Annotated in this window: 13 protein-coding genes; 3 read left to right on the forward strand and 10 right to left on the reverse strand. The window is 66.1% G+C overall.

The features are described 5' to 3' along the window. Positions 1-46: 46 nt before the first annotated feature. The 4 genes from OIE68_RS16450 to OIE68_RS16465 form a co-directional block, all read right to left on the reverse strand. The gene (locus OIE68_RS16450; RefSeq protein ID WP_327100226.1) at positions 47-826 is read right to left on the reverse strand and encodes a MerR family transcriptional regulator; all 780 of its coding nucleotides are present in this window, start codon (positions 824-826) and stop codon (positions 47-49) included. Between the two features lie 23 nt (positions 827-849). After that, positions 850-1356 carry a VOC family protein gene (locus OIE68_RS16455; protein WP_327100227.1) on the reverse strand — a complete coding sequence of 169 codons (507 nt, stop codon included), beginning with the start codon at positions 1354-1356 and terminating at the stop codon, positions 850-852. An 89-nt stretch (positions 1357-1445) separates the two neighbouring features. Then, on the reverse strand, positions 1446-2102 hold the full coding sequence (locus OIE68_RS16460; RefSeq protein ID WP_327100228.1) for a TetR/AcrR family transcriptional regulator: 657 nt from the start codon (positions 2100-2102) through the stop codon (positions 1446-1448). Between the two features lie 2 nt (positions 2103-2104). Next, positions 2105-2710, reverse strand: a complete 606-nt coding sequence (locus OIE68_RS16465; protein WP_327100229.1) for a helix-turn-helix domain-containing protein — start codon at positions 2708-2710, stop codon at positions 2105-2107. A gap of 332 nt (positions 2711-3042) precedes the next feature. Here OIE68_RS16465 and OIE68_RS16470 point away from each other — a divergent pair, with 332 nt between their 5' ends. Then, positions 3043-3366: an MlaD family protein gene (locus OIE68_RS16470; RefSeq protein ID WP_327100230.1), complete on the forward strand. Its 324-nt coding sequence runs from the start codon at positions 3043-3045 to the stop codon at positions 3364-3366. Between the two features lie 44 nt (positions 3367-3410). Next, a complete protein-coding gene (locus OIE68_RS16475; protein WP_327100231.1) occupies positions 3411-4073 on the forward strand; it encodes a histone deacetylase in 663 nt (220 codons plus the stop codon). Here OIE68_RS16475 and OIE68_RS16480 read toward each other — a convergent pair. The 3 genes from OIE68_RS16480 to OIE68_RS16490 form a co-directional block, all read right to left on the reverse strand. Beyond that, positions 4022-4492 carry a hypothetical protein gene (locus tag OIE68_RS16480; protein WP_327100232.1) on the reverse strand — a complete coding sequence of 157 codons (471 nt, stop codon included), beginning with the start codon at positions 4490-4492 and terminating at the stop codon, positions 4022-4024. The genes OIE68_RS16475 and OIE68_RS16480 overlap by 52 nt on opposite strands. A gap of 228 nt (positions 4493-4720) precedes the next feature. Next, a complete protein-coding gene (locus OIE68_RS16485; protein ID WP_327100233.1) occupies positions 4721-5095 on the reverse strand; it encodes a hypothetical protein in 375 nt (124 codons plus the stop codon). Positions 5096-5127: 32 nt separating this feature from the next. Beyond that, positions 5128-6630 carry a hypothetical protein gene (locus OIE68_RS16490; protein ID WP_327100234.1) on the reverse strand — a complete coding sequence of 501 codons (1503 nt, stop codon included), beginning with the start codon at positions 6628-6630 and terminating at the stop codon, positions 5128-5130. Positions 6631-6808: 178 nt separating this feature from the next. Between OIE68_RS16490 and OIE68_RS16495 the strand changes: the two genes are divergently transcribed. Beyond that, the gene (locus OIE68_RS16495) at positions 6809-7612 is read left to right on the forward strand and encodes a response regulator (RefSeq protein WP_327100235.1); all 804 of its coding nucleotides are present in this window, start codon (positions 6809-6811) and stop codon (positions 7610-7612) included. Here the strand turns inward: OIE68_RS16495 and OIE68_RS16500 are convergent. The 3 genes from OIE68_RS16500 to OIE68_RS16510 all read right to left on the reverse strand — a co-directional run bounded on the left by OIE68_RS16500 (position 7552) and on the right by OIE68_RS16510 (position 13963). Next, complete coding sequence (locus OIE68_RS16500) at positions 7552-8634, reverse strand: ThiF family adenylyltransferase (RefSeq protein WP_327100236.1); 1083 nt, start codon at positions 8632-8634, stop codon at positions 7552-7554. The two genes, OIE68_RS16495 and OIE68_RS16500, sit on opposite strands and share 61 nt — an antisense overlap. After that, the gene (locus OIE68_RS16505; RefSeq protein WP_327100237.1) at positions 8631-10064 is read right to left on the reverse strand and encodes a phenylacetate--CoA ligase family protein; all 1434 of its coding nucleotides are present in this window, start codon (positions 10062-10064) and stop codon (positions 8631-8633) included. Before OIE68_RS16505 ends, OIE68_RS16500 begins: the two co-directional genes overlap by 4 nt. A 104-nt stretch (positions 10065-10168) precedes the next feature. Beyond that, positions 10169-13963 (reverse strand): WD40 repeat domain-containing protein, encoded by a 3795-nt coding sequence (locus tag OIE68_RS16510; protein ID WP_327100238.1) that lies wholly within the window; start codon positions 13961-13963, stop codon positions 10169-10171. Positions 13964-14064: the final 101 nt, after the last annotated feature.

Genomic DNA, 14064 nt, shown 5'->3' on the forward strand with positions numbered 1-14064 from the left:
ACCGTTGACCATGCGCTGGTGGCGGTAAACGTCGAGGACGCTCATCTCAGTCCATTCTCGACCGACTCGCGTTGGCGTGGATGATGGCGGATAGCCAGGGAGTCAGGCCGGGGGCGAGGGTGTCGAAGAAGGTGGTGTAGTTCGGGTCGGAGAGGTAGGTGCGGGCGATGCAGATGTGCATAGCGGGGGTGCAGTCGAAGTAGGCGTCGATGGAGCCGCGGTGGCGTTCGGCGAGGGCGTTGGCTTCGTCGCTGCCGGGGAGCACACCCGCGCGGTAGGCGGCAGCGAGGTCGGCGTTGAGTGCGTCGACGGTGTCGGCGATCTGTTGCCAGTCCTCGGCGGTCCGGTCCGCGGCGCGTTCGGCGTACTGCGCCCACTCGGCGGTGTCACCCCAGCGGTCATGGGCCTGCGCGGTCCACGTGGGTTGCCAGTGCGCGCCGAAGATCTCGACCTGCTCCTCGGCGGAGAGCCGGATTCCGGATTCTCTGGCCTCGATCAAGCGGTCCATGCCATCCGCCATCCGTTGCAGGCGCGCGGCGCGCTCGCGGAGTTCGTCACGCTGCCGCCGCAGCGATGACGTCGCATCGATGGCAGGTGCGTCCAGGACCGTCTTGATCTCATCGAGGGGTACGCCCAGCTCACGGTAGATGAGCACGCGATCGACGCGGGCGAGGTCCGCACTCGTGTAGAGCCGGTACCCGGCGTCGGTGCGCTCGGTCGGGCATACGAGCCCGATCGCATCCCAATGGTGCAGCGTCCGGATCGTGACGCCCATGCGCGCGGCAGCCGCACCGACGGTGAGACCGGCATCGGCCTGATCAGTCACACCGTCCAGTCTGGCAGGCGCGCTCATGCCGGCGGTTCCCCGATCCCGATGGACCGCAAATGCTCGGCCTCGGCACTGTTCGCATCGTACGGTCGCGCCGCCGTCATGATCACCCGCGTGTTGTCCGGCGTTCGGATCTCCAGATCCACCGTATTCCACGGCATCGGCCGCGGACCGGACGTGCAACCGGGCAGCAGTTGCTCACATGCGGCCGCGATCTCGTCGAGCTGGCTCAGCACGCAGGCGAAGCTCACGCTCAGTTCGGTTGCCGCCGCGGCCTGGTCAGCGGATACGAGCAGGACATCCTGGAACGCCCAGCGCCGCAGATGGGTGAGTCGGCCGGGGATGGAGAACAGGTCGAAGAAGCCGAGTCCACGCGTCCAGAAGTCCACCGACGCGACCAGATCGGCCGTGGGCACCGTGACGAACATCGGCATCCCGTAGAGGCCGCGGAAAAGTTCCGGCGCCACGGCGTCGAGGGCTGGTACGGGAACCGGACTGATATCGAATGCTGGGTAAGTTTCGCTCACCGCCACATCGTCGAGCCTGACGTAACGTCAGGGTCAAATCACGGCCCCGCTGGACCGAGATGGGCGAACCGATCGAACGGCGAAAGACGCTATGCCCCACGGAAGAACAGGTAGTCGAACAGGGCCAGAATTCGGTCGATGCCGAATTCACCGGGATGGTCGAGCACCAGGCGCGCCGCGGTTTGGATGGTGCCCTGTACGACCTGGGCCAATACATCCGGATCCACGCCATCGGCATCGGGCTCGTCCGCCAGCCACAGTCCGAGTGCATGCCGCAGTGGTACGCGCAATTCGTCGCGAGCTGCGGCGACCCGTTCCCGCAGTACCGGCGGCACACCGTCGATCGGGAAGTACACCAGCCGCCAGGTGTCGGGCATCGAGCAGACTTCGGTCAGGAAGTGGCCGAGCATCGCGGGCAGCTGTTCCGGTGCGGCGGTGCCGAATTCGGGTGTCGTGGCGTTCTCGGCGACCGAGCGGGCCACTGCCGCCGCCATGCGAGCAGTCTCGCGTTCGATGAGCGCCTCGAGCAGTTCGTCACGGCTCCCGAAGGAGTCGTAGACGACCGGCCTGGTCACCCCGCCACGCGCGGCGACGGCGGCGATGCTCACGCTGCTGAACCCCACCTCCGCCACAATCCGCAACGCCGCGTCGAGTAGTTGCTCACGTCGGTCCGCCGGCTGAAGTCGCTTGGCGTACTTGCGTTTAGTCGATTGCTCAGGGGGCGCTGCTTGTTTCGCATCGGTCATCGCTACTTCTCCCCGACTCCGGCGGCGGCGACCGCCCGGCGCGCCACCCAGCGCAATGTCTTGGATACCGCCTCGCGCCGTTGCGCGCCGTTCTCAGCGAGCACCAGCCTCGCACCGGTCTCGCTCGCACTGATCACCGCGTGGCTCAACAACTCTTCGTCCATATCTCGCTCGGTGAGCGCGGCGATCAGCGCGAGCACCGCTCGACTGCGCTCCCGCAACGCTTCGCGGCCGCGATCCACCCGTTCGTGCGCGGTTTCGGGTAGGCCATCGCCGGGCATGAGCACGAATCGCCAGCTCTGCGGCGCGGCCGCGACGAGGTCGAGAAAGATATCGACGGCATCGGCCGAGACGTCCGCCGCGATCGCGGCCAGATCCGCGCCCTCCTGGAATACCGGAGTCGCCTCGGCCGCCATGGCCAGCACCCGTTCTTCCTCGCGATCGAGCAGGGCCTCGAATAGTTCGTCCCTATCACCGAATTCGGCGTACAGCGCGGGGCGGGTAACACCCCCCGCTCGCGCGATCGCATGCATGCTGGCGCCGGCGTAGCCCTCGCGCACGATCAGGTCCCGTGCCGCGTCGAGAATGTCGTCGCGTCGTGTTGACAATTACCCTCCAACGTCGGCTGACGGACACCTGTTTCAGATTTGCTTCCGGCTGGGCCAGTGTACGCATTTCGCTCGCGCCCGCCGCGAATTCGGCTTCCCAGCGCGCGAATAACGCACCGGCGCAAGGGGTGCGTGGAATTTGCTCCCGTTGCATTCGGTGCGTCCGCAATCCATCGGTGGCATTGGCCTGGAACGCGAGCAGCATGTCGCCGATGACATCCGAGCGGGCCAGCAGCGTAGCCGCGAGCAGATCCGTAGTGTAGTTCGACTCGATCCGGCGGAATCGCACTCTTACCCAACGGTTTCTGCCCGGTCGGTGACATGGCCACATAGTGGCCGCCGACAACGGGTGCGCGGCGGCGGTAATGCTGCTCGGTGGTTGCGGTTTCGATCCGTCGTCGGTGCCGGTGCCGGTGCCTGGTGCCTCGGTGGCGGGTCCGACCTATCAGGTCCGGATCGAATACGCGAATGCGCTGAATCTGCCGAAGCAGGCCAAGGTGGTGGCCAATGGCGCCCGGATCGGCAGACTGCGCAGCGTCACAGTGGTCGATCCGTCCGCCCGGGACAGCGGCCGGATCGACGCCACCGTCGATATCTCCAGCTCGGTGCAGCTGCCGACGACAACCACCGCCACCCGTGGCATGCTCGTGTCATAGGTGATTTCCGACCGGAAGGCGGGTGCGATGCCCGAATCAGCCCCATGACCGAGACCGTGTGGTACGCGTCATACGGCTCGAATATGCATCTGAGCCGCCTGCGCTGCTACCTCGCCGGCGGCACACCCGGCGGCGGCGCGATCACGCTCCCCGGCTGCCGCCACGGGGCCGAACCGCTGCGCTCGGTACCGCTGACGCTGCCCGGCCTGCAATATTTCGCCACCGAATCCCTGACCTGGACCGGCGGCCGAGCCTTCTACGATCCCGACGCCGCCGGTGAAACCGCCGCCCGCGCCCATCTGGTCACCATCGACCAGTTCTGCGATATCGCCGCCCAGGAGATGTACAGAACCCCCGGAACCGACCTGGACCTCCGCGAAGCAATCACCCACGGCCGCTTGACACTCGGTCCCGGTCGCTACGAAACCCTGGTCTGCACTGGCACTTTCGAAGGCCATCCGGTCCTCACCATCACCGCACCTTGGCGCTATACCGACCTGCCCGGCAACCCGCCGTCAGCCGCCTACATACACCACCTCGCCGCCGGCCTCACCGAATCCCACGCGTGGACAGTCGAAGAGATCGCGAACTACATCGCCACCCGCCCCGGCGCGGAACTCGGCTGGACCGCCGCGACCATCGCCACCGTGCTGGGTCAGGCCACGCGAATTGATGCGGAAACGATCGCGCCGTCCCGAACGACGTAATAGCCCGCGAAAGTGCGGTAGGTGCCATCGGATTGCCGGGCGGACAGCCGGATGTGGATGGTGTCGCCCTCTTCCGAGGTGATCGTCACCGCATCATGGTCCGTGGTGGTCAGGCCGGCCACGAAATCGTCGTAGCCGGAGTCGAGATTGTGGCCGCCGAGCGCCCACGCCTGCGGATAGTCGCGACGGTTGATCGCGTCGAAATAGGCGTAAACGACGGCGGCGGAGGCGGATACCACTGCCGCGACGGTGGTCGGCGGCACGCTGGTCGTTGTCGTCGCCGGGGTGCGAGCGCCGAGCGCTTCCACCACCGGGACCGTGGAAGCGCTCGGCGTCGCGGACGGCCCCGACCGGCCGTCGGACGGGGTGAGTACGAGCACCAACGAGACGGCGGTGGCGAGTGCCGCCGGCAACAGCACCGGCGCGCACACAAAAGATGCTCTCGGAGTGGGCCGTTCAGGTTGCCGAGGCGCCAGATTGGTGCCGCAGCCGGTGCAGAACCGGCGTGCGGTATCGGTCGGTTCGCTTCCACAGTTCCAGCACACCTGCGCACCGCACGAAGTGCAGTGCCGCTGCCAGGTCCCGGGGAGCGGGCCCCCGCATTTCCAGCATGTCGCCATGAGAACCGCCGGGCACCGTCGCGTCGCTCAGCCGCCGAGGATCGAGGTGGCGGCGGCCTCCAGGGCCGTCACCACCCCGACCAGCGAGCCGATGCCGACCACCGCCCTGGCGACGGCATGCAAGAGCCCGACGAGCAGATGACGGTTCGGGCGATCCCTTTCGGCCTCGGCGCGGGCCTGTTCGACCGCGGCGACGATATCGTCGCGATCACCCATGCCTTCGGTGGCCGTGCCGATGACGCTCAGCAGTTCGGTCAGCGCGTCGCGGAGTTCGGGCAGATTCGTCGGGGCCGCCGCATGGCGCGGACCATTGGTATTGGTGACCGTCGCATCGTGTCCGCCGATCGCCGATCGGGACAGCCGCGCATCGCCGCCGATGGTGACTCCGGTGTTCTTGTCCATGGGTGCCTTCCTGTGCCACTGGGTTGTGGGTCTTATCGTTCGGCCGCGTCGCCGGCCGTAGCGTTCACCGTCGTCGCGGTCGAACCGCCGATCGACGAATTGAGCAGCGTCGCATCGCCGCTGATGGTCACACTGTTATTGGTGATCTGTTCGCCGCGCCGCAGCAGTTCGTCGGGATCGATGTTCTTCTCCACGAGGAAGGCGGCCAGTGTCTCGAAGACCCGCTTCTCCAGGATCTTGGTGTACATCTCCTGGTCGAGCAGCTGGAAGTAGCGGTGGTAGCCGATCGACCTGCCACGCTTATCGACGCGCAGATCACTGGCCGCCTCCCGAATGCTCAGCAGTGCACCGTGATCGAAGGTGAAGACCTGGCTGATCTCGTTCTGCTGACGCGCCAGCTTCCGTCGCCTGCGCACGTCCGCGAAGCCCTGGTACATCACATTCGGCACGGCACGCAGCCACATGCGCGGCAGCCGGAGGAGACTGCGCCACAGCAGTTTCAGCAGTTGGCGCGGACGCGGGCGCAACAGCAGTTCGTCGACTTCGTGATAGGCCCTGTGCAGCGGCGGCACCATGCAGTACGTGGACTCCACGAACAGCGAGGTAGAGCTGGCGGCCAGCCGCAGGAATCCGGACCACGCCAATTCACCGTCCCAGCCGATGATTTCGGTGGTCAGATAGGGCCGGGCGCGATCCTCTGGCGCGAGCATCAGCGCTTCGACCGTGGACTCCGGAACCCGGTCGAGTGGGCGACCCAGCGCATCCGGCAGGAAGCGCTGATCGTGATGAATATCGTTGCCGTTGACGAACAATCGGTTGTAGACGTCGAGATTCGGCACGTCGAGTTGGGCGATCTGCTTGCGCAGCCGTTCATTCAGTTCGGTGACGGTGAATTCCTGGATCGGCGCAGCGCCATTGCGCGCCTTGGTGATGTCCAGCGCCATCGACCACGCGCCGAGCGGAAATCCGTGCCCGAGGAATGGCTGATAACCGTGGTACACCGTGACGTTGCCGCCCGCGTACGCCGCCACATGCTCGATTTCGCCGCGAACCGCCGCCAGATGCGGCACCGGTGCACGCGAAGCCCGAAAGACGCCGCGCCGCAATGTATGTGCGGTTCGCCCCCAGCGTGCCGCATACGCCTCGGCGAAAACCACCACCCAGGCGAGCACGATGGCGAATATCGCCAGCTTCGACAACAGCGCGAACGGATTGAGGACGTTCAGGTAGCTGAGCGCGCCACCGGGCTCGACGCCGAGGAATTGGTTGCCGATCAGCAAGACCAGCACAGTGAACAGCGCCAGATCACGGATCAGATGCCGGGTCCGTGCGGCCACCGCATGTTTGGCCACCGCGACCAGATCGACACCGGGTGAACGAGCGACCGATCGCAGCGGTTCTTCCAACACCTTCTCGACCACCTCGGTGGCGAGCACACTGTCCAAATGGACAGCCGCGCAAAGATACCGGGTGGCCTCGTCACGACGCAGCGGACCGGGTCCGGTCGGCTGTGTCCTCCCCTCCGCAGGATCCACTCGGCGCGAGGGCGCTCCACAGCTCCCGCAGAACGCGTAGTCATCGGGGTTCGTATGGTCACACTCTGGGCATTGCACACCGGTAGCCAAACATTTCACAGGGGTCGTTTCCTGGAAATTCACTGTGCTGTACCGCAATTCGCCTGCACACGACCACGGCGGGTGTAAGAATCACCCGATGAGCCTGGGTGCGGGCAATATGTTGCTCGAACGGGATATGGGGCACCTGCGAATACTGGTGGCCTCGCCGCTGGGTCGGGTCATCGAGCCGGTACTGAAACAAGCATTCGCTGGTTCGACCATCGCGGTGGCGCTGGACCGGCAGGCCGTGCGGCGCGAGGTCGTGCACCAGGTCCGCTTCGACGTGGTGATCACCGACCTGATCTGGAACGATCCGGCGCTGGAGTACAGCTTCGACGGCCTGGATGTGCTGGATATGCTGGGTTCGGCGCAACGCCAGGCCGCGGTGCTGATGGCGGCGCAGGGGCACAGCATGGAGCGCGACCATCTGGACGAAGCACTGCTCAGGTCTTCGGAATTGGCCGGTTTCTATTCGAAATCCTCTGGCGTCCCGGCATTGTTGGAGGCGATTCTCCCAGCGGCGACCGGACGACGGCCGCATCTCGAGCCGCTGCCGACCACACCGCCCCCGCTGTATCGGCTGTTCCAGGGACAGCGCGGTGAGACGGCCGCGCGGCTGGCCGGAGCCATTGCCGCGGGCCGCGCCACAGATGCCGTTTCACTGGCCAAGGCCGCGCGGGTCGGTCTCAATACCGCCAATAAGGTGGCCAGCGTCTATATCGGGCCGATCGTGCTCGAACGCGGCGAGCACGATCCCGAGTTACCGCTGACCGCCAATGCGATCTATCGGTGGTGCGGCGTGCACGCGCATTACCTGCTCAGCTGGTGCCGCCGCAACGGTCACGACGACGTACTCACGGCTGACACACCGAGCAGCAGTGCGTCGAGATCCACCCGATAGCGCCCGGAACGCAGCCCACCACCGCACGCGATCAAACGCGCGGCCAGTGCGCCCACGGCGCCGGCCATGGTCGCCGCGGTGCCGAGCTGCGGCCAGGTCGGCAACGTATGGCCCACCTGGGTGAGCGAATAGCGCAGCCGCGAGGTGAGTCCGCCGCCGACTATGGCACCGACCAGACGCGACCGCCGGGCCGGATCGCCGAGTTCGGCGAGCGACCAGTGCGCCGCGAACTCGACACGGCCGTGCAGGATCGGATAGGCCGGGTCGAGGTCGTAGCGTTCGATATCGAGCAGCACATTGTCGCCGTTGTCGGTGACCATGACGACCGGGATTCCGGCTGCCTTCGCGCGTCGTCGGATATCGAATTTCATCGGCAGATCGTCCATTTCCTCGAGTAGCACGGCCAACCGCTCGGTGCCGTGCCCGCCGAGGAAGTCGTCCGCGAACTCGGGCACATAGCCGTGCGAGAAGGCATCGATCCGGGTGTAGGGATCGACCTCCAGCGTGCGGCGTTGCGCGAGCGTCAGTTTCGGCTCGCCCAGATCGCAGACCGAGGCAGCCAAGCGGTTGAGATTCGTCGTGCCGAGGGTGTCGCGTTCGGCGAGACGGAAGCGTCGCGCGCCGGTCAGCGAGCAGACCGAGAGCGCCGCCGCGCCGACACTCAGCCCGGCGATGCCGATCAAAGTCTCCGACCAGGTTCGCTGCTCGTGCGTTTCGATCAGGAATCGGTTGCGGGCCGTGCGCAGTCGCCAGAAGAGTTCGGCATCGGGCAACTTCACCACGGTTCGACGCCAAGGAAAAACGATATAGCGGGCGACCGGTCCGCTACGGCGCAGCGACGCAATGTGATTCGCCATATCCGCTCGTGCCTGCCGCGTGGCGGCAACGAGCCGGGGATGGTCGAGAGCGACCAGTTCGGGTAGGCATCCGTCCCATGCATCGACGTAGCGGAATCCGGAGCCGGGTGCGAGCAATTCCGCGATCCGTGCGGAATCGTTTGCAGGGTGCAGTATCTCGATCATGCCGCACGCTCCGTCCAGCGATGTTTGATATCGGCTTCGAATCCGGCCGATGCGAAGGGCCGCAGGTTGATCTCGGGCTCGGCGGCCGCGCCCAGCCCCCGGTGCAGGCGGCGGTATTCGGTGTTCGTGCGTTCCAGCGCATCCACGACCGCGCGCCGCAGCCGCACCTCGAACCCCTCGATCGGGTGCGTGCCCGCGCGCAATTCGACCCGCAGAGTGAGGGTCTGCTCGAACTGCCTGCCGGTGCTGGTGGCGAGTACGAACTTTCCGGTCACCGTCGGGGCTATATCCGGATGTTCCAAGGCCATTCGCACGCTGTCCGGGTAGATCTTCAGCGCGTAGAAGGACGCGGCGATATCGGTACGCCGGTGCAGAGCCAGGAATTTGCACGACTCGGTTGAGGTGGTAATCGGAATTTCGTTGTCACCGACCAGATCCGCGAGCTCGGTGGCCGAGAACAGCGCACCCTGATCGTTGATGCGGTAGCGCACCAACGGGATCGCGGTGTCGACCGTGAACAGGAAGCGCTGCTCGGCATCGAGTTCGGCGAACCGATAGTCGGTATCGTATTCGACCAGGGTGGGCTGGATTTCGTCCGCGCCGAACAATTCCCCGCCGAGGAGACGTTGTCGCGCGGCCAATCGGCGCACAGCGATGGTGGTCGCGGTCTCGTGGCCCATGATGCCCCCATCTGCTGTGCCGTAGATCAGGCAGGTCGCGGTGGGGTCGCCGGATTTGCCGATCCGCCGCAGCACCCAGTCACGCCAGTTCTCGCTGATCGCCTCTCCCGCCAACAGGATTCGCAGATCCTGACCCAGCACCTCTTCGGGCGCGCGGTCCAGCACATCCTTGATGAACGGCGGATAGCCCGCGAGCACCACTTGGTCGTAGTGCGGGCCGAGCGTCGCGATATTGTCCAGAATCGCTTCGGCGTCGATGCCGGGGGCGATGACCGAGAGTCGATGGCCGCGGCGGCGCAGCATCAGCGCACCGGTGTAGGTGTAGGTGCCGCCGATCCAGTTGCCCATGGCGAAGCCGATCACCAGCAGCGTCGAACGACGCTGGGATACGAAGCACTGCTGGAAGATCCGCGCGTAAAGTTCTGTGCTCTCGTCGAGGGAGGCGATATCGCGCGGCCAATAGGTCGGGCGGCCGGTGGAACCGGAACTCGTGGACCACGTTCCCGCCCTGGTGATATCGCCGCGCCAGACGAGCGCGTCGAGCGGATATTTGTGCAGATAGTTCTCTTTCGTCATGGCGGGCACATTGGCGAAATCGGCGAGGGTGTGGATATCGGCGGGGTAGACGCCGTGCGCGGCGAGGAAGTCCGCATAAGCGGGAACCTGCCGAGCAGCACGGTGGAAAACACCGAGCGCACGTTGGAATCCCGGTGTCGGGTCCGGTTTCACGGTTGGCAGAGGTATCGACATGATGGTTGTCCCTGAGTCGGAAGTAGTGCTCCGCAATCGTCCGACCTGGGATAACGCCATGCGGAACAGTCCATACAAGGTCCATACAGGCGCTGCGCGGCGGGTCAGCGTGTCGAACAGAGCGGTCGGGATGGCACCCCGGGTAGGTAGCGCTGCCACTCGACCGAGCTCAGTCCGGTGCTGCCGCTATCGCACAGCGCATCGGCGACACGGTCCGGATCGGTCGCCCACAGCCGCACGACCTTATCGGGACCGGCGCCGATGAGCAGTTGGCCGCCCAGTGCGTAGCCCGCGTCGTTGACCCGGCCGGTGTATGCGGTCAGCACGGCGACGCGGCGTGGCCTATCCGGATCGATGACATCCCAGATCCAGATATCGCTGCCCTCACCGCCACCGACAACGTAGCGGCCGTCGGGGCTGAAGTTCACCGTGATGATCGGGTCGGGCGGCCCGTCGAGCGTGCCGAGGTTGCGGGGGTTTTCAGGATCGGACAGGTCGTAGAGTCGGGCGGTGTGGTCGGTGCTGCCCGCGACGATGACTTGATTCTGCGGGCTGAAGGCTACCGAGGCCACGTCGTTGTCGAAACCTTTGAGCGACGGCAGTTCCCGCGGCGGTCGGCCGCGCTCGCGGATGTCCCAGATGCGAACGACGTCATCGGTGGTTGCTATGGCGAGCAGGGTGCCGGTCGAGTCGATGGCGACCAGATTCGGCAACGCCTTTTTCAGATCGAGGGCGGCGATGGGCTGTGGGGTGTTCGGGTCCGTGAGGTTCCACACCGTTGCGATCGGATTGTCCTGTCCGACGACCGCGAGTACGGATCCGTCGGGGCTGAAGGCGATCGCGGCCACTATGCCCTCGACCGCGTCGATCGGTTGCCCGAGCCGATGCGGCTGACGGGGATCACGGACATCCCAGAGATAGATGTGGCCGGTGCGGGTGCCGATGGCGGCGCGGGAGCCGTCGGCGGAGAACGCAACGGCACCGCAGGTCTTTTCGTCATCGCCTACCCCGAGCACCGGGTAGTCGATCGGTGTGGCCGGATCGGTGATATCCCAGATGCGGGGACGACTGTCGCCCGCGCCGGTTCCGGTGAGGAATCGGGTGCCGGTGCGCTCGATCGGTGTCTGATAGATGGTGCTCTGGGCACCGCGCAGCAGCGGGCCGGGCAGCGGCCACAGGTGTGCCACGCCGGTCTCGTCACCGGTGACGACCATGCGTCCACCGAGCGCGTAGCGCACCGAGACGACGATCGCGAGATTCGGCAGAATCAGCTCGGGCTCAATCGATTCGGTGGTGGTATTCCAGATGCGGGTGCTGTGATCGGAACTGCCCGCGGCGAGTCGGGATCCGTCGGGGCTGAAGATCAGATCGTTGATGTAGCTGTCGAATCCACGCAATCTGGGCAACTCGGTGGGTGCGGCCGGATCGTCGAGGCGCCAGCGCAACACTTCCCGCGATCGGCCGCCCGCGACAAGGGTTTTGCTGTCGGGGCTGAACCGCAGCGCCAACGCCTGCGCGGTGGAACCGTCTCGAGCGCGGTCGAAGACCTGCTCTGCATCGGTTCCACTGTGACGCCAGATCCGCACCGACGCTTCGGGTCCCGCCGCGGCCAGCATTGTGCCGTCCGGGCTGAATGCCACAACAGGCGAACCGGCCGGCAGGACGAGCGTGGGCAAGGCGACCGGGTGGGCGGGATCGGCGATATCCCATCTGGCCAGGCCGGTATCGGTGGTGCCCGCGGCGAGTTGGCGTCGGTCCGGGCTGAATGCCACACCGGTGTAGGTGACTCCGGAACTTTCCACGGTCGAAAGCAGATGCGGTGCACGCGGATCCGCGATATTCCACAGCTCGATCCGCCCGGCGGTGATCCTGACGAGGACATCGTCACCCGGACCGATCTCCAACACCATCGGCTGCGGCCCCGGCGGTCCCGCGGGTGCCGGGATCTGACCGACCTCGGTCGCCGGGGTAATGCCGCCACTCACCTGGTTCAGACTGACCGTCGCATCCACGGCACCAATGGCCAGCAGCGTGCCGCGAGAATCGGTGGTGACGACCGTGCGCCCCTCGTGTTCCCCGACGAACCGCACCGGAGTGTGCACGGCGCTCGAATCCAATAGCGCCGAACGCGCTTCCAGCGTCGGCTCGACCCGATAGGCCGCCAAGGCGAGTTGCGCCGACAATGCGGGATCCTTGTCCCGCAATCGAACCGCCTGCAATGCGATCTGCCGGGACATCGCGTCATCGCGCGCCTGCGCGGCACTCTGCTGCTGGGTGTAGGCCGCCAGTGCAAGCACGAGGGCAACCACCGAGGCCGTCGCCAGTGCCGCGACCAGCCGCTGCAGGATGCGGGTGCGGCGGCGCTGGGCAAGGATCGCGGCCTGCTGTTCGACGGAGCTGGCGGCGAGATAGTCGCGTTCGCGCTGATTCAGGTCGCGGTGGTGACCGCCGGTGCTCGCCCACTCCTGCGCCAGCGGCAGCCTTGCCGGGCCGAGCAATTCGCCCGGATCGCAACCACTGTCGTGCCAGACCTGGGTGGCGTGGGTGAGTCTGCGGTGCACGATGAGGCCACCGCGATCACTGTCCACCCAGTCCGACAATCGGTTCCACGCGCCGATGATGGCCTCGTGGGTGATCTCGACGGTCTCCTCCTCACAGGTGAGCAGGCGCTGGGCGCAGAAGCGATCGATCACGGCATTGACGTCGGCGGCGGTGTCGTCGTCGAAGAACAGTTCCGAACGATGCACCCGCCGACGGGTCACGCTCTCCTCGTCGATGGTCACCAATCGCAGGAAGGTGCGGCGCGCGATCTGACGTTGCGGGGTGGTGAGATCGGAATAGACTGCGTCGGCGCTGCGTTGGATTGCTCCCCCGATCCGTCCCACCGCGTTGTAGTCGAGGACGGTCATCCGCCGCCGGGTGCCGCGCTGCCAGGTCTGCAACAGTGCGTGCGAAAGCAGCGGCAGGGCACCCGCATCGTGTGCCGCGCGGGAGCCATGCGGTGCGAGTTCGAGCAGCAGCAACTGCACCAGGTCTCCGTCCACGGTCCAGCCCGCTTTGCGCGCCGGTTCGACGATGACCTCGCGGACGCCACCACTGCTCAGCGGCCGGACCAGCACCGCGTTCGCGGCCAGCGCATCGTGCAGTACCGATTCCTCGGCGGCGTGCCGGTAGAAGTCAGCGCGCAGGCCGAGCACGAAAACCGTTCGGGTGCCCTGGTGGTCGGCGATCGCCTCCAGGAAAGCGGCCCGCTGCACCTCGTCCCCGCATTGGGTCCAGGTCTCCTCGAACTGATCGAGTACGACGACCTCGGTCTCTTCGAGTTCACGCAGTGCGTCCAGCGGATGTGTGCCCGGCAGCGCGACACCGGCGGTGAGTCCCTCCTCCTGCAGCGCGGGCAACAGACCCGCCGATAACAAGGAGGATTTGCCGGATCCCGACGCACCGATGACGAACATAATGCGCGGTCGCCCCCGCGAGCGCAGCAGTACATCGACCTTGCCCACCAATTCCGCGGTGAGTTCGGCGCGTCCGAAAAACCAACCGGCATCATCGAATCGGAACGGCTCCAGCCCCCGATACGGACTCTCGTCATCGCGGCGGCGACGCCCGGTGGTACCGCGCACCCGACGGACCGCGGTCAGCCAGGGCTCCTGTTCCGCCCGTGCGTCGATGCCGCAGACGGCGAGTACCGCGCGAAACATCTTCTCATTGCCGTCGGTCGGAACATGTTGTCCCGCAAACCATCCGCTGAGCGTGCCCTGCGGACATCCCGAAAGTTCCACGGTCTGACGGACAGTCAGCTCCGCCGCGACGCGCAAGGCCGACAGCGCAGCGGCGAATTCTTCGCGAGTTCGAATTTCCGCGGGATCGAGCCCCCCGGCCCACCCTCCTACCACGCTCTGACCATAGGGATTTCGCGCGCAAAGCCGAAAGGGCCGTAGGGACCTTGAATTGACTACTACCGACCCTGCCCCGGCTGGTCACCCGCTGCCTGACA

This window comes from Nocardia vinacea (genome assembly GCF_035920345.1).
In the GTDB taxonomy this organism is placed as follows: Bacteria; Actinomycetota; Actinomycetes; order Mycobacteriales; family Mycobacteriaceae; genus Nocardia; species Nocardia vinacea_A.